The sequence below is a fragment of the Mucilaginibacter sp. SG538B genome (assembly GCF_013376065.1).
Taxonomy (GTDB): Bacteria; Bacteroidota; Bacteroidia; order Sphingobacteriales; family Sphingobacteriaceae; genus Mucilaginibacter; species Mucilaginibacter rubeus.
In genome coordinates this window covers 111,865-131,718 of record NZ_JABMJI010000008.1, presented here as the reverse complement: position 1 = coordinate 131,718, position 19,854 = coordinate 111,865, and the positions used below count along the sequence as shown (strand labels likewise).

Annotated in this window: 18 protein-coding genes; 11 read left to right on the top strand and 7 right to left on the bottom strand. The window is 43.4% G+C overall.

The features are described from left to right. Window positions 1–11 precede the first annotated feature (11 nt). From FHW88_RS28815 to mnmD, 4 genes are all read left to right on the top strand, one after another. Window positions 12–2,087, top strand: coding sequence for a M13 family metallopeptidase (locus FHW88_RS28815; RefSeq protein WP_218117327.1), 2,076 nt, complete (start codon window positions 12–14; stop codon window positions 2,085–2,087). A 161-nt stretch (window positions 2,088–2,248) separates the two neighbouring features. Then, window positions 2,249–2,695, top strand: a complete 447-nt coding sequence (locus FHW88_RS28810; protein WP_176628949.1) for a DUF1569 domain-containing protein — start codon at window positions 2,249–2,251, stop codon at window positions 2,693–2,695. A gap of 257 nt (window positions 2,696–2,952) precedes the next feature. Next, window positions 2,953–4,302 carry an MBL fold metallo-hydrolase gene (locus FHW88_RS28805; RefSeq protein ID WP_176628948.1) on the top strand — a complete coding sequence of 450 codons (1,350 nt, stop codon included), beginning with the start codon at window positions 2,953–2,955 and terminating at the stop codon, window positions 4,300–4,302. A gap of 111 nt (window positions 4,303–4,413) precedes the next feature. Beyond that, a complete protein-coding gene (gene mnmD / locus FHW88_RS28800) occupies window positions 4,414–5,091 on the top strand; it encodes a tRNA (5-methylaminomethyl-2-thiouridine)(34)-methyltransferase MnmD (RefSeq protein WP_176628947.1) in 678 nt (225 codons plus the stop codon). Window positions 5,092–5,099: 8 nt separating this feature from the next. On the opposite strand, the gene FHW88_RS28795 is transcribed toward mnmD, so the two are convergent. After that, window positions 5,100–5,930 (bottom strand): hypothetical protein, encoded by an 831-nt coding sequence (locus FHW88_RS28795; protein ID WP_090528116.1) that lies wholly within the window; start codon window positions 5,928–5,930, stop codon window positions 5,100–5,102. Between the two features lie 138 nt (window positions 5,931–6,068). Between FHW88_RS28795 and mazG the strand changes: the two genes are divergently transcribed. The 5 genes from mazG to FHW88_RS28770 all read left to right on the top strand — a co-directional run bounded on the left by mazG (window position 6,069) and on the right by FHW88_RS28770 (window position 10,353). Continuing rightward, window positions 6,069–6,872, top strand: coding sequence for a nucleoside triphosphate pyrophosphohydrolase (gene mazG / locus FHW88_RS28790; RefSeq protein WP_090528120.1), 804 nt, complete (start codon window positions 6,069–6,071; stop codon window positions 6,870–6,872). 74 nt (window positions 6,873–6,946) lie between these two features. Next, window positions 6,947–7,375, top strand: coding sequence for a hypothetical protein (locus tag FHW88_RS28785; RefSeq protein WP_090528123.1), 429 nt, complete (start codon window positions 6,947–6,949; stop codon window positions 7,373–7,375). Window positions 7,376–7,542: 167 nt separating this feature from the next. After that, entirely contained in the window at window positions 7,543–8,097 is a 555-nt protein-coding gene (locus tag FHW88_RS28780; RefSeq protein WP_090528126.1) for an RNA polymerase sigma factor, read from the top strand. Next, window positions 8,090–9,610, top strand: a complete 1,521-nt coding sequence (locus FHW88_RS28775) for a hypothetical protein (protein ID WP_176628946.1) — start codon at window positions 8,090–8,092, stop codon at window positions 9,608–9,610. The genes FHW88_RS28780 and FHW88_RS28775 overlap by 8 nt, the downstream gene beginning before the upstream one ends. Beyond that, window positions 9,607–10,353 carry an outer membrane beta-barrel protein gene (locus tag FHW88_RS28770; protein ID WP_176628945.1) on the top strand — a complete coding sequence of 249 codons (747 nt, stop codon included), beginning with the start codon at window positions 9,607–9,609 and terminating at the stop codon, window positions 10,351–10,353. Before FHW88_RS28775 ends, FHW88_RS28770 begins: the two co-directional genes overlap by 4 nt. Before the next feature lie 3 nt (window positions 10,354–10,356). Here the strand turns inward: FHW88_RS28770 and FHW88_RS28765 are convergent, their stop codons facing one another. After that, window positions 10,357–11,508: an ABC transporter permease gene (locus tag FHW88_RS28765; RefSeq protein WP_317171395.1), complete on the bottom strand. Its 1,152-nt coding sequence runs from the start codon at window positions 11,506–11,508 to the stop codon at window positions 10,357–10,359. 350 nt (window positions 11,509–11,858) lie between these two features. Here FHW88_RS28765 and FHW88_RS28760 point away from each other — a divergent pair, with 350 nt between their 5' ends. Together FHW88_RS28760 and fmt are read left to right on the top strand one after the other, a co-directional pair. After that, window positions 11,859–12,905 (top strand): DUF1343 domain-containing protein, encoded by a 1,047-nt coding sequence (locus FHW88_RS28760; RefSeq protein WP_317171394.1) that lies wholly within the window; start codon window positions 11,859–11,861, stop codon window positions 12,903–12,905. Between the two features lie 33 nt (window positions 12,906–12,938). Further along, entirely contained in the window at window positions 12,939–13,856 is a 918-nt protein-coding gene (gene fmt, locus FHW88_RS28755; RefSeq protein ID WP_176628942.1) for a methionyl-tRNA formyltransferase, read from the top strand. Window positions 13,857–14,057: 201 nt separating this feature from the next. Here the strand turns inward: fmt and FHW88_RS28750 are convergent, their stop codons facing one another. From FHW88_RS28750 to FHW88_RS28730, 5 genes are all read right to left on the bottom strand, one after another. Next, window positions 14,058–16,016 (bottom strand): M1 family metallopeptidase, encoded by a 1,959-nt coding sequence (locus tag FHW88_RS28750; RefSeq protein ID WP_176628941.1) that lies wholly within the window; start codon window positions 16,014–16,016, stop codon window positions 14,058–14,060. Window positions 16,017–16,255: 239 nt separating this feature from the next. After that, a complete protein-coding gene (locus tag FHW88_RS28745) occupies window positions 16,256–17,521 on the bottom strand; it encodes an anthranilate synthase component I family protein (RefSeq protein WP_317171393.1) in 1,266 nt (421 codons plus the stop codon). A gap of 171 nt (window positions 17,522–17,692) precedes the next feature. Next, window positions 17,693–18,970, bottom strand: a complete 1,278-nt coding sequence (locus FHW88_RS28740) for an adenylosuccinate synthase (protein WP_176628940.1) — start codon at window positions 18,968–18,970, stop codon at window positions 17,693–17,695. After that, on the bottom strand, window positions 18,970–19,602 hold the full coding sequence (locus tag FHW88_RS28735; RefSeq protein WP_176628939.1) for a nucleotidyl transferase AbiEii/AbiGii toxin family protein: 633 nt from the start codon (window positions 19,600–19,602) through the stop codon (window positions 18,970–18,972). The genes FHW88_RS28740 and FHW88_RS28735 overlap by 1 nt, the downstream gene beginning before the upstream one ends. Continuing rightward, window positions 19,557–19,850: a DUF6922 domain-containing protein gene (locus FHW88_RS28730; RefSeq protein WP_176628938.1), complete on the bottom strand. Its 294-nt coding sequence runs from the start codon at window positions 19,848–19,850 to the stop codon at window positions 19,557–19,559. Before FHW88_RS28730 ends, FHW88_RS28735 begins: the two co-directional genes overlap by 46 nt. Window positions 19,851–19,854 lie beyond the last annotated feature (4 nt).

Genomic DNA, 19,854 nt, shown 5'->3' with positions numbered 1-19,854 from the left:
TAAGTATTGACATGAAATTAAAGTTTAACTGTTTATTACTGGCTGCCTGCCTTGGCATGTCGGTAAATGTGTTTGCTGCAGATGGCCCAAAACCCGTAAAACCCAGGCACAAAACCTCCGCCCCTCCTAAAAAATTTATCGACCCCGCCAACATGGACCTGAGCGTAAAGCCCGGCGATGATTTTTTTGAATATGCCAATGGCGGCTGGCTAAAACAAAACGGCATCCCTGCTAAAGAAACCCGCTGGGGTAGTTTCCATATTTTGCGCCAGGAAAATACAGATAGGCTCATTGGCTTGCTGAATGAAGTAAGCCAGACATCAGCGTCGCAACCCAAAGGCAGCCTGAAACAACTTGTGGGAGATTTGTACGCCAGTGGTATGGATAGCCTGACCATCGAAAAAAACGGTTATGCCCCCATCAAACCCGACCTGGAGCGCATTAACCGGTTAAAAACCCTTGACGACTTTATTAACGAACTGATTTACGAGCGTGTTAACGGAATAAGTGCGCCGATTTTCAGGTTTGGGGTTGAACAGGATGAAAAGAATGTAAACAAATATGTGATAAGCCTTGGTCAGGGAGGCACTACCCTGCCCGACAGGGATTATTACCTCAAAAACGATCCGCGTTCAAAAAAAGCACAGGACGCCTTAAAAAAGCTGATCACAACTTTGTTCACCCTTAGCGGAAGCAGTGCTGATGAAGCAGCCAAAAACACTGCTATAGTTTACGGCCTTGAATATACCTGGGCTAAGGCGCAATTGAGCCGTGTAGCCATGCGCGATCCGCATGTAACCTACAACAAGTTCCTGATTGCAGATTTTGAAAAACAAACCCCACATTTAAAATGGTCAAAGATACTTCCTGCGCTTAATGCAGGCGGACAGGACAGCATTCTTGTTGGCCAGCCTTCGTTTTTCAGGGCTACCGACTCGCTGTTTGCAGCTACCCCGATCGCTAACTGGAGAATATACCTGCGATGGAATATTTTAAGAGGAACAGCCAGTTATTTAAGCTCCGACTTTTCTAACGCAAGCTTTGCTTACAACAGCACGCTGACCGGTCAAAAAGTACAGACACCGCGCGTTGAGCGCATGAGCGCCCTTGTTGATAGCTACCTTGGCGAATTACTGGGCCAGCTTTTTGTTGAAAAATACTTTACCCCGGCCGCCAAACAATATATGGTTGATTTAGTAAACAACCTTAAAGAAACTCTTGGCGACAGGATTAAGCGCCTTGACTGGATGAGCCCCGCAACCAAAGAACGCGCACTTAAAAAACTTAATGCTTTCACCGTAAAAATCGGCTATCCGGACAACTGGGAAAAATACGATGGCATGGTGATTAACCGTAACGATTACTTCAGTAACCTGCATGCAATAGTCAAATGGCGCTACAATTTTAATGTAAGCCGATTAGGTAAACCGGTTGATAAAACCCGATGGGGAATGACACCGCCAACCGTTAATGCTTATTATAACCCAACTAATAACGAAATTGTGTTCCCTGCTGGGATCCTTCAATTCCCGTTCTTTGATTTTAAGGCTGATGACGCCGTTAACTACGGAGGTATTGGAGCGGTAATTGGCCATGAAATGACCCACGGCTTTGACGACCAGGGCCGCCAGTACGATGCCGACGGCACCCTGCGCGATTGGTGGACCAAAGAAGATGCCGATAAATTTAAATCGCGCGCAGATCAGGTGGTGAAACAATACAATGCCTTTACCGTTCTTGACACCCTGCACGTAAACGGCAAACTTACCCTTGGCGAAAACCTGGCCGACCTTGGTGGTTTGAACATTGCTTACGAGGCATTCAGCAAAACCAAACAAGGCCAGTCGGCCAATACTATTGATGGCTTTACACCCGATCAGCGGTTCTTTTTGTCGTGGGCACAGGTATGGCGTTCATCACAAACTCCGGAATCGGCAGCGCAAAGGATCCTGACCGACCCGCACTCGCCCGAGCAGTTCCGCACCAATGCGCCTATAACCAATATCAACGCCTGGTACAAGGCATTTGACGTAAAACCCGGCGATAAAATGTATAAAAAACCAGAAGACAGGACAAAGATCTGGTAAGCAATAGTTTTGTTTTTTTATAACAGGCCCGGTTATGAAACCGGGCCTGTTTGGTTTACAAGTTATTTTACTGGCGTAAATCCTCCCCGTTTATGGCTCAAAAACCCCTGTGCTTGTTTTGTAATTCGCAGTAGCTTTATGACCGTAAACGCTTTAAAACAATGAAAACAATATTTGATAAAGAAACCCGCGATGGCCTCATAACCCGTATCAATTTAATTAACGAAAACAGCCAGCCACAATGGGGAAAAATGAATGTTTATCAAATGCTAAAACATTGCACCCTTTCGGACGAAATGTACCTGGGCATAACAGTCTATAAACGCTCGTTCATCGGTCGCCTGTTTGGTAAGGTAGCTTTGAAAAGCATGATAAAGGATGATAGCCCCGTAGCAAAAAATAGCCCTACTGTTCCGCAATGTAAAGTAACTGAAACAGGAGGCAATGTAGAAGCACAAAAAAAACGATGGATTGAACTGGTTGAGGAATATGGTAAAACTTCAAAAACTGATTTTGAGCATACTTTTTTTGGCAAAATGACCAGGGAACAAATGGGTCAGTTAGCTTATAAACATGTTGACCATCATTTAAGGCAGTTTAGTAATTGACGTCAAAGCATACTGAAAAATTCCCACACGAATTTCTTTAAACTCATCACAATTAATCGAATGTCAATTAACCAAATTCAAAATTCGTGTAATTCGATTAATACGTAAAAATTCGTGTAAAAATTCTTTTTCAATAATTTTCTGATCTATGCAGACAACCGGCTTCACAGGTTTACACAAAAAGGATCAATATTTACACCACTCAAACATTGCACAAATAAAACATTCCGCCTAAGCATTATCTTTGCAGGCAAAATATGATCATTCAACAATTTTACGATAAAGGCCTGGCGCATGGTTCATATGCCGTGATCCGTACGGGCAAAATGATAGTTATTGACCCGGCCCGTAACCCGCAGCCTTATTATGATTTTGCGGCCCAGCACGATGCCGATATTGTAGGTGTTATCGAAACCCACCCACATGCCGATTTTGTAAGCTCGCACCTTGAAATTCATGAAACCACAGGCGCTGTAATTTATTGCAGCAAGTTAACCGGCGCAACATATCCGCACGAAACCTTTGACGACGGCGACGTTATCCAGCTTAATGATATTAAACTAAAAGCCATCAATACTCCCGGTCACTCGCCCGATTCTATCTGTATTTTACTGGTAGATGAAGAAGGCCGAGAAACCGCCATCTTTACCGGCGATACACTATTTGTTGGGGATGTAGGCCGACCGGACCTGCGGGAAAATGTGGGTAACATTACTGCAAAAAAAGAGGAACTTGCCCGCCAGATGTTTCAAAGCACCAGGCAAAAACTCATGACCCTGCCCAAAAACGTGGTGGTTTACCCGGCGCACGGCCCGGGCTCGTTATGCGGTAAAAACATGAGCCCCGAGCTGGAAAGCACCATTGGCCGCGAACTGCGTGAAAATTATGCCTTACAACTGATGGATGAGCTGGAATTTGTTAAAACGCTTACCACCGATCAGCCTTTTATGCCCAAATACTTTGGCCGTGATGTGCTGTTGAATAAAAATGGTGTACCAGGTTTTGAGGACAGCATTACTGCTGTACCCCGTATGGAGGAAGGCAGCGCGTTGGAAGCTGACATTTTAATAGTTGACGGCCGTCCCAAAGCACAGTTCAGGAGCGGTCACCTGCATGGCGCTATTAACCTGCAGGATGGTGAAAAATTTGAAACATGGCTGGGTTCTATTATCGGGCCTGATGAGCAGTTCTACCTCATCGCCGAAAATGATGATAAGCTTGACACCCTGATTAAAAAAGCAGCCAAAATTGGTTACGAACAAAATATCAAAGGCGCATTGTTAACGCCTGTAAACGCCAACGAAGTATCCCCCGATCTTGATTTAGACGCCTTCAGGGCAAATGAAAATGATTACACGATAGTTGATGTACGTAATCAGGCAGAAGTTGCGGCAGGCAAGGTCTTTAAAAATGCCATTAGTATACCTTTGCCCGAACTGCGCGAACGCATTAGTGAGATCCCTGCCGATAAACCTGTCGTAGTGCATTGCGCTGCAGGCTATCGTTCGGCTGCCGGTGTGAGCATTGTTTCGGCTGCAATAAATGCCGTACCGGTTTATGATCTGGGTGAGGTGGTGACTGAGATGATGAAAGAGGTTCATGGCTAATGGTCATGGATGATAGCTCATGGTTCATGGCCAATAAGGTCTTGGAAACTATGAACCATCATCCATAAACCATGAACTAAGTATGCCACCCAAAACTATGAACTATCATCCATGAACCATGAACTAACCATAGTCCCCACAGCCGACGGCTCCAATACCATTTACAATGCTGAAGTAGGCGAGCATTACCACTCGCGCCACGGAGCTTTGCAGGAGAGCTTGCATGTATTTGTTAAATCAGGCTTACAATATTTCCTTGAGCGGAATAACACCAGCGGGGTTAGTATCCTCGAAGTTGGTTTCGGCACCGGGCTCAACTTTCTGTTAACGGCCGATGCGTGTACCGGCACGCAAATAAAACTTGATTACACCGGTATCGAAGCTTACCCCGTAAGCGCCGAAATGATGGCGCAAACCGGCTACCAGCAATATATCCCGGAACTGTTATGGGAACAATTCAACAGCAGTTATCCCGCCGCGTTAACGGCCAAAGTTCAAATCAATAACACAACACAGTTACATATCGCTCACAGCAAGCTGCTGGATTTTAACACAGACGAGCAGTTTGATATTATCTATTTCGACGCCTTTGCCGCAGCCCATCAACCCGAAATGTGGGATGAAGAAGCCATCGGTCACACCGTTAGCTTTTTAAAACCGGGTGGTGTGTTTGTTACCTATGCCATTACCGGCAACCTGAAACGCATGCTCAAAAGCCAGGGCTTTAAAATAGAGAAAGCACCCGGAGCACCCGGCAAACGCGAAATGCTCAGGGCAGTAAAACTTTAATCTTCCTGCTATAAAAACCGGAAGCCTACATTGAATTTCAGTGTAAAACCATTGGTAGTTGGCAATTCGCGATAAGCAAACTGGCCTTGCGTTGCTGCACTGCGGGTTGCATAAATGATGGGGCCGCCGCAAAGTGAAAATGCCAGGCGTGAATTAACCGGAGCGTAATTAAGCGATGGGCCAATCAATAAACGGGCACCGCCTTCGGCCTCGTGGGCTTCCCAAAAACCTTCCAGGTCCTGCCCTACTGCTTCAAAGCCGCCGAATAACTGTCCTGAAATATGACGATGCACGCCAACACTGGTTATCAAATCCAAACCATCGCGGTGGGTTGAAAACGCTTTTTCAAAGCGAAGATTAGCGCCAAGCTTCCATTTTGATACCTCATACGCCGCAGTTATACGACTGAATGCCACGGCATCGCTGTTAAACTCCCTCCTGAAACCAAGGCTTGCCCCTGCCCTGAAACCCATCGGCTGGTTACCACCAACAAAATCTCGAAGCACTTCGGCCTGCTGTAATGTACGTACACCACCATTATTACTAAAACCTGTACCCAGCATGGCCATCAACGTAAACTTATTACCTAAGTATCCTTTGGCCGAAAAGTTTTGATCTACGCCATCAAACCCAAGTGGTGTAACAGTGCGCTCACCATATCCGCCCGAGTAATTTAGGCTCCAGTTGCGGCCTTGCGGATTAAGTGTGCTGACTGTAAACAGGAATGGTTGAGGCTGGCTAAAAGTACTGTTGGCCACATCGCCGGCAGGCTGCTGTTGAGCATAACCAGCTTTAATTATCGAAACGAAAAGGAGGATAAACAGGTAAGTTTTTTTCATGATAAAATGTGCTTATAGGTAGCATTAACAATTGGCTAATAAAATTAATTAATGTTAGTTTAAAATTAATGATACAGTAAGTTTTCATTAAAGATGTTATCATACCTTTGCAGCATAAGTATTCATTATAAATAATTTATGCCTTTAAAAGCCCCTGAAACCGCCCCTACTGCCTCAATAGCGTTCGATAGATTGCTCATTATTATGGACGACCTGCGGGCCAATTGCCCATGGGATAAAAAGCAAACGCTCGAAAGCCTGCGCCATCTTACCATTGAAGAAACCTATGAGCTAAGTGATGCCATACTGGGCGGCGATATGCCCGAAATAAAAAAGGAACTCGGTGATATCATGTTACACCTGGTATTCTACGCTAAAATAGCTTCCGAAACCAACGACTTTACCATTACCGATGTTTTGAACAGCGTTTGCGATAAGCTCATCAACCGCCACCCGCATATTTATGGCGACATAGAAGTGCAGAACGAGGAAGATGTAAAACGTAACTGGGAGCAGATCAAGCTTAAAGAGGGTAACAAATCTGTTTTGGGTGGCGTACCGGCTTCCTTACCGGCGTTGGTAAAAGCATCGCGCATACAGGAAAAGGCGCGCGGCGTTGGGTTTGACTGGGAGGAGAAAAGCCAGGTTTGGGCAAAAGTTGAGGAAGAGATGCAGGAGTTTAAAAACGAATTTAATGCCGAAGATGAAAGCACTATCGACCATGAAAGGGCCGAAGCCGAATTTGGCGACCTGCTGTTTTCGCTGATCAATTACGCCCGTTTTATTAATATTAACCCGGAAAACGCTCTCGAAAAAACCAATAAAAAATTCATTAAGCGCTTTCAATACCTGGAGCTTAAAGCACAGGAAAATGGCAAACAGCTGCATGACATGAGCCTTGCTGAGATGGATATTTTTTGGGACGAGGCAAAAAAACTGTAAATAATGCATCCCGGCTGTAGCGTTTAGTTAAAAACGTGCGTAATGGTTAAAAATTGATAACGAGATAAGATTATATGAAACGTAATTTATTTTACCTGCTTCCATTATTGTTAACATTAGGCGTAGCCTGCTCTCCTAAAAATGAGGTTGTTCCGGTTGCTCAACCCCAGGGCAATTTTACCGGTACATTTGGTGCGCTGGTTAAAAAAACAAGCGGTACCGGTTATGATACCGTTCGTGATACGATAGCTTTAAAACTTACCGCGGCATCATTATTTAAAGTAGCTACCGACACCAGGAAACACGTGGCGAGCTACGGAGCATTTGTGTACAACGGTTACTACATCCAGTTTAATGATTCATTGGCGGTAGTACCAGGTGTCAAAAAATTTCATCTTAAAGGTGTTTACCAATATTATTATGATGGTAACGTATTTCAACTGCAGCGCAACAGCAACGGCGATACGTTAACTGTTCAATACAATTTGAAAAAAACGAATTAACTACTTTTTATTGTTTTATTACGTTGCCGGTGCCCGCATTGAGGGTACCGGCTTTTTTTGATTACTACAGCAAATAATCCGGGCAGAATTTTTTTTATTTTGTATCATTTAACTGTTTTGCTGCGTAAAGGCTTTAAAACAACATTTAGCGGAACTAAGTACATTTAATGCATCCACCCCCTCGCATTACCGAAGAAGAGATCGTAAGGCAATGCAAAAAAGGCAGTTTAAAACATCAGGAATTGCTGTATAAGCAGTTCTATGGCTATGCTATGGGTATAAGTTTGCGTTACAGTTTAAACCGCGATGATGCCCTTGAAGCAGTAAATGACGCTTTTATAAAAGTATTTAACGCTATTGGCGGCTACAATATCGATAAGCCGTTTAAAGCCTGGCTCCGCACCATTTTGGTTAACACGGCCATTGACCGCCGGCGCAAAGACCTTAAATTCCAGCTTAATGTTGAATTGGAAAATGCCGCCCCCATCAGGAGTAATATGGGGCCGGTTGATAATTTAAACGTACAGGATATTTTAAAATTGATGGTTGAACTCCCGGCTATACAACGAACTATTTTTAACATGTATGAGATAGACGGCTATGACCATGATGAAATAGCCACAACGCTCGGCATCCCGGTAAGCTCATCGCGCGTTTACCTGAGCAGGGCGAAAGAAAGATTAAGAAGTATATTAAGAAAAGAAGCACAAAACCATGGATGACCAGTTGGATAACGACTTAAGAGACCGCATCAGGGAAGTGTTTGATAATTACGAAGACACTACCGCTGATGAAGGCTGGCTGCTGCTCAGGGAGAGATTCCCTGTTCAGGAAAAACAGCGCCGCCCGGTTTACCTATGGTGGGCAAGCGCCGCTGCTGTCCTGTTATTGTTTTTGAGTATAGGCTTATGGATAGCATCGAACAAAAATAATGTTAATAATGATGGCCAAACATTTTCGGCTAAACCGGTAAAACCTGCGCTGCCGCATAGCAACACGGCAGATAGCAATGTTCAAAACGCTACCCCGGAACGATCTCCTGTAACAACTAAGCAATCACCTGCAACAAACCTTGCGGGCAACAATAGCACCCAATCTTCAGCAACAAAACCGAATCCGGCAGGCAACACCCCGGCAAATAAATCAAACGTACTTGCAAACAATAGCGCTTTAAATAAACCGGCGGGCAACGCAATCGTAAATCAACCGGCTGCAACCGTACCAGCGTTTACACCTGTGCCGGCAAATCCTGTAACTGCAAACCCAGTTAACGGTATTGCCAAAACCAACGTGCCCCCTACAGTTCAACCGGCGAATAACAGTGTAATCAACGTAACTCCGGCTAAAAAAGCTGATAGTGTAAAATATGTATTGCAGCAAACCAACGCGCAGCAATATGCTAATAACCCTGCTGTACAGTCTCCGGCAAATACCAAACCTGTTACTGCAAACCCGCCTGCTGTTCCATCAGTAGTAAAAGTAAAACCAAAGATCAACTCTATGGAATCTTTACTTGCCAGCGATCAGGATCAGCCTAAAAAACCTGATATGGACATGAACGAACGCAGGGTAAAATTCAGTGTTTACGCGGCTACATTCTTTAACTATGCCAAGGGCAGCCAAAACCAGGTAAATGCCGGCGCCGGCTTTACATCTGATATTAAGCTAAGCAAAAACCTCAAACTTTCTACCGGTTTAGCTTTGGCCCAAAACACGCTTAATTACAATAAAAACCAACCCTCAAATGTTGCGGCTGCGGTGTCATTTTCGCCATCATTAAGCACAGCTTATAACACGCTGGCCGATTTTAGTAAAGTATCGTCTACACCTTCATTTAAAAACTACAGTGCAAACCTGATCGGTCTGGATATTCCTGTTAACCTTAAGTATGAATTTAACCCGCAAAAAAATGACACTTATATTTCTGCAGGTTTAAGTTCGGGAACGTTTATAAATGAAGCCTACACGGCAAGTTACAGTTACCCCGGGCTGGCACAGGCTGCCGGTGTACAACCGCAAACATCCGATGAAACAACGCACAAAAGCTTCAATAGCTTTTATTTTGCCAAAACCCTGAACGTAGCATTTGGTGTTGGCTATCCGCTTGGCAAAAGCAACAGGATAATTATTGAACCATTTTTGAAATACCCGCTTGACGGCCTTGGCTCACAGCAGATAAAATTTGGGGCAGGCGGTTTAAACCTGAAACTGAACTTTACAACACATAAAAAATGAAAAAGTACCTCCTTATCCTTGCCCCACTGTTGATTAGTGGGTTGCAGCTTCGCGCTCAAAAGTTAGAAGTTACTGTACAGGCCAACACCGGTTTATTTCATTTTGCGGGTAAATCATCGTCGGCTACCACCCAGGTATTACAAGGCTCAATCACCGGCGATCCGATGAACCGTGCCAATAACCCATACGGCAGCAAAAATGGCTTTAGCTATGGTGGCAATATCCAGGTTCAAACGGTATCAAAAGGCGGGTTTATAGTAGGGCTACAGGGTGGTTATGAATTATTAAGGAGCAAAGCCGAAGTTAATAAATATACCCCTATCATTCTTAATCCAACGGAATACGACATAGTAGCAAATGACGCAAGTTTTGCTGTAACCGGCCATGTTGCTTTACAAAGTCAAAGTATTAACCTTAATCCATATATCGGATACCGGTTTGCCCTCAATAAAGTTAAGCTTGATATTTTACCGGGGATGGATATTGGCCTGATACTGGATACCAGGGATAAAGGCGAAGTAAAGGATAAAGAAGGCAAGATTTATAAAGTTAACTACAAAAGAAGCAAGGCCCCAACCGATGTTCGGTTGCGCCTTGGCGCCGCCGCCAGTTACGGCCGCTATGGCTTAAATGCAAGCTTTGCCCACGGCCTGACCAACTATATGAAAGATATGGTAGGCGATGCTTCCTTTAACGCGCATAGCGAATATTTTAGGTTGGGATTAAGTTACCGGTTGCTTTAAAACTTACTTAAACTGGATAGCCTTCACCGGTGAGATCCGGCTTACCAGCGTTGATGGTATAATAAGCACCAGCAGGCAAATGATCAGCGTACCAATATTGAGGGCAACAATATCAAAAATATTAAACTCAACCGGCACAAAGGTCATATAATAGGAAGCCTGGTCCAGTTGGAAAAAATGAGTGTACATCTGGAAATAGCCGAGGCCTATCCCCAGTAAATTGCCCAATAGCAGCCCAAATCCTATCAGGTAACTGGCATTGATCAGGAATATTTTGCGGATGGCCCAGTTAGATGCCCCCATGGCTTTGAGCATCCCGATCATAGCGGTTCGTTCAAGGATCATGATCAGCAGAGCCGATATCATATTGATTACAGCAACCGCTACCATCAATACCAGCATCACTACCGAATTTACATCCAAAAGGTTAAGCCATTCAAATATGGTAGGATAATCTTCTTCAATGGTATACTCTTTCAATTTTACCGGCAAAACAGTCTCGAGCGCATAGGCGGCTTCATTAATGTGATCAAAGTCGGCTACGCGTAGTTCGTATTGGCCTATCTCATTCAGCTTCCAGTTATTAAGGCGGTTAATGAGCGATAAGGCACCGATCACAAAGGTTTTATCAACCTCTTCAACACCGATATTGAAAATACCTTTGATCTTAAACTGGCGCTTACGCAGATCATCTTCCACAAAATACATCAGCAGCTTATCCCCTACTTTCAGTTTAAGCCTGTCGGCCGTTGTTTGCGAGATCATGATCTCCTTTTGCGCCTCAATCGAATCGGCAAAATTGATCACCTCGCCGGCTACCATCATTTTTTTAAAGTAGCTCCAGTCATAATTTTTGTCAACGCCCTTAAGTACCACTCCTTCAATTTCGTTATTGGCCTTAACAATACCGGGTTTGGTGGCCACCGGCATTACATGGGTAATAAACGGGCTTTTAAGCGCGCGCTTAACAAATTCGTTATCAGCAGGAAATGAGGAACTTTGGTAAGAGTTATTCAGGTCAAACTTAACCACACGGATGTCGCCGGCAAAGCCGCGAACTTTATTGCGGATTTCGTGTTTAAATCCTTTAACGATAGCAAGTGACAGTATCATTACACCAAGGCCCAGCATAATGCCTATTATTGCAATACGCACTATCAGTTTTGAAAATGTGCGTTTTGATTTAAATGTTATACGGGCTGATATAAAGGAGGCGAAACTCAATGGCAGACTGATTTTTTGTACCTTCGCAAATATGCGGTTTTGCTGTTAAACCTGCTACTTTTAAAATTGTTTCAACTCAATATTTTATGAATAAGATTTGTGCTTTTTTACGATTTGCCCTGATAACAGTTTTACTTGCAAACACGGCATGCAGCCAGACAACCAATTGTAAAAGCTGCAAGACAGCATCCATCCCAAAAAACAAAAAAAACAGCCCTATTATTCCCGGAGCTGATCAAATTCCGCTGTATATTAACTATCTTAAGGGAAAAAATATAGGGATGGTGATTAATCAAACTTCGGTTATTGGTAAAAATTTAACTGCCAGTGTAGATAGTTTGGTGCATTTAGGAGTAAACGTAAAAAAGATCTTTGGCCCCGAGCATGGTTTCAGGGGTAATGCCAGTAACGGCGCTACCGTTGGCGACACTAAAGACCCTAAAACCGGCTTGCCTGTAATATCGCTGTACGGTAACAAGCATTACAAACCAACCCCGGCCGATTTGAAGGGTATCGACCTCATGATATTTGATATACAGGATGTTGGCGTACGCTTTTACACTTATATTTCAACCCTGCATTACTTAATGGAGGCCTGTGCCGAAAACAATGTAGAGCTCATGATATTTGACCGTCCAAACCCTAACGGTTATTTGATTGATGGCCCTGTTCTGGATACGGTTAACCGTTCATTTGTGGGCATGCACCCCATCCCCATCGCCCACGGTATGACTATTGGCGAATATGCCCAAATGATAAATGGCGAAGGCTGGTTAAAAAATGGGGTTAAATGTAAACTGAAGATTATTAAAGTGGCTAATTACAAGCATAATTTGCCTTATACCTTACCCGTAAACCCTTCGCCCAACTTAAATACGCCTATATCGATTTTATTATATCCGAGTACCTGCTTATTTGAAGGTACAACATTTAGTTTGGGCAGGGGTACGCTCTTCCCATTTGCCGTACTGGGGCACCCGGCGTTGAAAGGTAAATACAGTTTTTCATTTACACCCAAAAGTATCCCGGGTATGAGTGAGAACCCGCCTCAAAAAGACCAGGAATGTTTTGGCATTAATCTGCAAAACATTTCGCCAACTGATATCACGGGTACAGGTGTTATTAATTTGAAATGGCTCCTGGAGTTATATAATGCCTTCCCCGACAAGGACCATTTCTTTAATGCCTATTTTATAAAGCTTACAGGTACAGCCGAACTAAGGAAACAAATTGAAACCGGCAAAACCGAAGAAGAGATCCGTGCCGGCTGGCAACCCGGACTAACTAAGTTTAAAGCCACACGCAAAAAATACTTACTATACGAATAACAGAATAAAGCACATCTAATACCTAAACATACTATGAGAATTATATTTATGGGTACCCCCCAGTTTGCCGTTGCCTCGTTAGACGCTTTAATTAAAGCCGGTAGTGACATCGTTGCTGTTGTTACAGCGCCCGATAAACCAGCCGGAAGGGGACAAAAAGTTAGTGAGTCGGCTGTTAAACAATATGCCGTAGCTAACGGCTTAAAAGTGCTGCAACCCGAAAAACTTAAAAATGAGAATTTTATTGCCGAATTGAAAGCATTGAAAGCCGATCTGCAGGTTGTGGTAGCCTTCAGGATGCTGCCAGAAACTGTTTGGAACATGCCTGCCAAAGGTACCATAAATTTACACGCCTCATTATTACCTCAATACCGCGGTGCCGCCCCCATTAACTGGGCGCTGATTAACGGCGAAAAAGAAAGCGGCGTAACCACCTTCTTTTTAAAACACGATATTGATACCGGTAACATCCTGTTCACCGAAAAAATAACCCTTACCGGCCATGAAGATGCCGGCGAATTACATGACCGCCTCATGAACAAAGGTGCAGGGCTGCTGGTTAAAACAGTTAAAGCGGTTGAGAGCGGACGTTATAACGAACATCCGCAAGCTCAGCTGGCCGAGGGAACAGAGTTAAGACACGCACCAAAGATTTTTAAGGATGATTGCCGGATAGACTGGACGCAACCTGCGCTGTCAATTTATAACAAAATCCGTGGCTTGAGCCCGGTACCAACTGCATACACCGAACTTAATGGCAAAAGCCTGAAAATTTATGCTTCTGAATATCAGCTATCGGAACCAGCCATACAACCCGGGGGCTTTTTAACGGATAATAAAACTTATTTAAAGTTTGCCGCTAAAGATGGTTTTGTATTATTAAAAGATATTCAGTTAGAAGGCAAGAAACGCATGGATATCGAGGACTTTTTGAGGGGCGTGAAGTTATAAGGGTGTCTCGCAAACATCAGCATATCCAGGATAGGATTCTGATAGAACGAGAATAGAACAAAATTCTATAAAATCGTCATTGCGAGGTACGAAGCAATCCCTGATTTACAGAGCGGCTCTGTATAGATAGCGATTGCTTCGTACCTCGCAATGACTGTTGTGAAGAAGTGTGTGCAAAGAGATAAACAAGAGGTCGCTTTCTTATCTCTTCACCTCAAAACCATTATTGCTCCTATCCACATCCGGATAGATCTTATCCGGGTCGATAATCACTTTGGCAACCGCAGCTTTCTTATCGCCGGTAAAAGTATAAATACTGCTATATTCCCAAATCTCTACCGGAAATTCACGATGCTCCTTTAAACCGTCTGCATAGGTTATTTCAACCACCAATGGCATAGCAGCCTTGTCCATATTTTCGACTGTAATAATAGGTTGGGAACCCGCCTTACTTTCTACTTTAACAATTTTTTGATCGAGGCGATAGTTTTCGAGGAACATCGATTTCCAAAACCAGGTTAGGTCTTCGCCGGCCGAACTATCCATACTCCTAAAAAAGTCCCATGGGGTTGGGTGTTTATAGGCCCAATCACGGATATATTTTCTGAAAGCGCGGTCAAAACGCTCCGGGCCTAAAATCTGATTACGCAAAAGTGCGAGGGAATAAGCTACTTTTTGGTATTGCAGCGGATATACCTGGTTACCGGGTAAAGCGTCAGGGCGGGTAACAATAGGCAATAACTTTTCCGCAAACAGGGAATCAAGCGGACTATCGATCTCTACATAACCTATAAACTCACCTTTATTAAAAGCTTTGGTAGCCATTTTGTCAATGAACATATTAAACCCTTCATCCATCCATGCGTATTTACGCTCGTTGCTGCCCACTACCATCGGGAACCAGGTATGGCCCAGCTCATGGTTTACTACTGCAAAATACATATTGCCGGTATCTTTTGCCGAGCAAAAAACCATGCCGGGGTACTCCATACCATCCAAATTAGAAGCCACGTTAACTGCCTTATTGTAAGGGTAAGGAAACCAGTTTTCTGAAAAATGCTGTAAGGTAAATTTGATATATTCCGATGAGCGTTTCCAGCTACCTTGCTTCTCCGATTCTACCGGGTACACCGAACTGCCCATTACCCGCCTGCCATCGGCAAGTTTAAAACTTAACCCTTCCCAAACAAATGAGCGCGAGGCAGTCCAGGCGAAATCACGGGCATTGTCCAGCTTAAACTTCCATGTACAAGTTGTTTTAGCTGGTCTTGAAGATGGATCTGTTACTTCTTTTGCTGTTCTGATCTGCACCGGTACATCACTTTGTTTAGCTGCCTGCCAGCGCTTGAGTGCGGCTGATGTTAGTACTTCTTCAGGATTCAGCAGATCTCCAGAGCTTTCCACAATAAGTCCCGATGGCACTGTTATATTAACCCTGAAATTGCCATACTCCAGGTAAAACTCACCGTTACCTAAGTACGGCAGCGTGTTCCATCCTTCTACATCATCCAGTACGCACATTCTTGGATACCATTGCGCCACAGCATAAATATTACCATTTTTTGTTGGGAGGATATCGGTACGGTTAACCAGGAAATCAGCATTTTTATAATTTACCGGGAAGTTATAACGATAACGGATGCTAAAACTGATGGCCCGCCCGCTTAACAGCGGCTGTGCCAGCTCCAGTTGCATGCGTGTATCATAAATATGGTATTTAATATTTCCAGCTTTATTTCCGGCAAGCTGCACGCCTTCTACCTGGTATCCGCCGTCTGGAGTAGTTTTTTCAGGATCCTGGTAAAGAAATAGCTTGGATTGAATCCCCCGCGAATCTTTTTTAAACACGTTTTGTTCCAGCTGCAACCACAGTGCCGAAAGGGCTTTGGGGCTATTATTGGTATAAGTAATTGTAGCTGTACCGGTTATGACGTTGGTTTTATCATCAAGTACTACATCAATTACATAATCGGCCTTGTTTTGCCAGTAGGCAGGCCCGGGTTCACCGGTAGCGGTACGATAGGGGTTCCCCGGAGGTAATACGGGTTGTGCCCGGAATAAATCTGAAGGACGATACTTAGTTTGGGCGGAAGAGATATCGGTTGCTAATAAACACAGGGAAACGATAATTAGCTTTATGTTTTGTAGGGGTCTTAACATATTAATAATTTAATAAACGGAGATTTGAAATTTTTACAGCTCAATATAATAAAAGTTGATGATCTGTAAAACGTGTTTTGTAGAGGCACATCACATGCGGCTCCCATAGGACAAACAGTATCAGGACAAGTCACGGAGAAAATTGCTACTACTCTACAGGCACAAGTGAGCATGTACACTGGCCATCGCTCAACACTTGCGCCAATAATGAACTACTTATTTTCATTTTTCTGGATTTTTCAATTCCCTCCCAAAACTTCCATAACCGCCTGCGTCTTCAACAAACATTCTTCATATTCATTTTCGGCAATGGCGTGATAAGTTATAGCTCCACCTGCGTGAAACGAAAGGTATTTATTGGAGGAATTATAAAGCAATGAGCGGATCACTACGTTAAAATCAAAATCATCATCCGGACTAAAATAGCCTATTGCACCTGAGTATACGCCACGCTTACTGCGCTCATATTGCTCCATCAGCTGCATACAGCTCACTTTCGGGGCACCGGTCATGCTGCCCATAGGAAAAGTGTTTTTGATGGCTTGCACATTTGATAAGCCCTCCTGTATTTCACAAACCACGGTCGAGATCATCTGGTGCACCTGCTTAAAGCTGTAGATACCAAAAAGTTCTTCGGTTTTAACCGTGCCGGGTTTAGCCGAGCGGGTTAAATCATTTCTTACCAGGTCAACAACCATTACGTTTTCCTGCAGTTCTTTGGGATGGCTGCGCAGGCTCTGTTTAGCCTGTTTATCGGCTTCAATATCATCCATCCTTTTAGCCGTACCTTTTATGGGTTGCGAGATGAGTTTACTTCCCCGTTTAGCCAAAAATCGTTCGGGCGAAGCGCCGAGAATATAATTACCATTCCATTTAAAAAAAGTAGAGAACGGATTGGGTGAAACTTCGTTCAGTCTCGTAAAAATCTCCAGCGGATCAAGAAGTATATCCTCTGCAAAAAATTCCTGGCAAAAGTTAGTGACATAAATATCGCCGCGGGTAATGTGCTCTTTTATTTTGTTTACAGTGTCAATGTATTCCTGCCTGCTGAAGCGTGGGGTTAAGCTAACTGCGGATTGTTGAACATACAGGGGCAGATCTTGCCCGTCTATCGCTTTTATAACCAGTTCGGGATTATCTGAAATAATTTCAGCCCCCTCCCCCCTTATCAAAATCAGATGCTGAGGAACAAAGAAATACAAATCTGGAAATTTTAAGCCATCGTGATTAGTTGATGTAAGCGCTTCAATTTCATTTTTAAGGTCATATCCCAGGAAACCCGTCATCCAGCCGGGATTATTTTTCCTGAACTCATCAAGCTGATCAAAAGCGTTACCTGCATTTGCAGTAAGTTCGGCACGGGCGCCAACCGCTATCAGCGTATCAAATTTGGAGTAGGGATCATTAAATCCGTTCGAATCAAGGTAACACAGCGTATCAAAAGTTGTGGCCCATTGTAACGCCTTCTTTCTGAATCCCGGCAGATCATTAACCTGTACTATCACCCCGCAAAAATAACCAAGTAAATGAAAAAAGGCCGGAACGTCCGGCCTTTTTATTCTTATTTATAGCTATGTCATCCTGAACTCGTTTCAGTATCCTGCAAGAAGGTTACACACGAAGTACACCCTGCTGGTGGGGTGCCGAAATAAATTCGGCATGACGCTTTTTTATTCTTAGTGCAATGTTAAAGTCTGCTTCCTGTCTGGGCCTACTGATAAATACTTAACCGGTACGCCAAGTTCAGCTTCAAGATAATCAATGTATGATTGCAGTTTAGCCGGGATTTGAGACAGCTCGGTAATGCCGGTCAGGTCTTCGTTCCAGCCATCAATTTCCTTATATACCGGTTCTGGTTTAACTGAGCAAATATCGTAAGGCATATAATCAATCTGCTCACCTAAATAGTTATAATGAGTAGCAGCATAGATCTTTTCAAAACCACTTAAAACATCAGCCTTGGTCATTACCAGTTGGGTAACGCCATTAAGCATAATAGCATATTTTAAAGCCGGCAGGTCGATCCAGCCGGTGCGGCGTGGCCTGCCGGTAGTTGCGCCAAACTCATGGCCTACCTTACGTAATTCTTCGCCGGTTTCATTTTCCAGCTCGGTTGGGAACGGACCACCACCTACACGGGTGCAATAAGCTTTGAAAATACCTATTACTTCGCCAATTTGCTGAGGGGCAATACCTAAACCTGTGCAAGCGCCGGCAGCGGTAGTATTTGATGAAGTTACAAACGGATATGAGCCAAAGTCGATATCAAGCATAGCGCCCTGTGCACCTTCGGCCAAAACTTTCTTTCCTTCTTTGATGTAGTTATTAACCAAATGCTCGGAATCAACCAGCGGGAACTGGCGTAAAACGTCAAGCGCCTCGAAGAACAGTGTTTCGCGTTCTGAAAAATCTGCTACCTCGCCATAAAGCTGCTGCAGCATAGATACATGCTTATCAACCAGCTTCTGATAACGCTCCTTAAAATCGGGCAGGGTGATATCACCGATACGTAAACCGTTACGACCGGTTTTATCCATATACGTTGGACCAATACCTTTTAACGTTGAACCAATTTTGCCTTCACCCATCTTTTTTTCATTGGCGGCATCAAGCAACTGGTGGGTAGGTAATATCAGGTGTGCTTTTTTAGCAATTAAAAGATTCTTTTTTGCCAGCAGGTCGTGCCCGGCATCTTTTAATTTATCCAGTTCTTTTTTCAGGGTGATAGGATCAATCACCACACCATTACCAATAAGGTTCATGGTGTTTTCAAAAAATATACCTGAAGGAATGGTGTTTAAAACAAACTTTTTACTGTCAAACTCCAACGTGTGACCTGCATTTGGCCCGCCCTGGAAACGTGCAATCAGGTCATAACCTGCGCTAAGCACATCAACAATTTTTCCTTTTCCTTCATCGCCCCACTGGAGGCCTAATAATACGTCAACAGCCATTAATTTCTAATATTTCTATAATAATCGTCAAATGCGTTTGTGATGGTTTGTTTTACTTTGTCCCATGTCATACCATCTAATGACTCGGGAGTTATAGTATTTTCAGCGTCAGCAAAATAAACCACTGATCTTATGACCGCAAAGGTATCATCATAAGTATATCTATCATGATAAAATTGAAAAAGATTTTCAAATGAATAAAACTCCAGGAGTTTGGCAATGTCCCAAAAGTCTTTTTTTACCCCTCTGCCTTTCACTGCATTAAGCTTCAACGCTATTAAATCGCGAATATCGGCAATGGGAATTCCTTCAATTATTTGTGCCGGATAAGTAAATGGATCTTTAACAGAAACAAAATCAACTTTGATATTTTCAATGAGGCATTGATATATGGATTTAAACCTGTCGTTTTCACTTCTAACCTGATTGAAGTTATCATTAAGGGTTTCTTTGATAAATTCTTTATCAAGTGGCTGATCTGTAAAAAAATCAAGATCAATTGATAGCCTGTGTCCGTAAAGTAGCGAAAGTGCAGTACCTCCAACCAATCTAAATTGTTCAAATCCAGGAAATGAAACTATTTTTTTTAAAAGTTCCAGTGTTGCAGGTTCAACTGTTTCTTTTCGTAGCATTTAAAATCAGTAGGTTTAACCTTAAACAGTACGCAGCAAAAATTGATGCTGATATCTGAAAGCGATAATGCTTGCAAGGCTAATTCTTTTACCTTGTCAAAACCATAAAATTTCAACAAGTTATTAAAATCTTCTGCTTTTCCTCTTTCGATAACCTTTTCAACAACATGCGCGGCATTTTTCTGATAGTCGATACTATCCATATCAACATCCCAAAATGCCTGCTTGCTTAAAATAGGTTTGTCCATGATT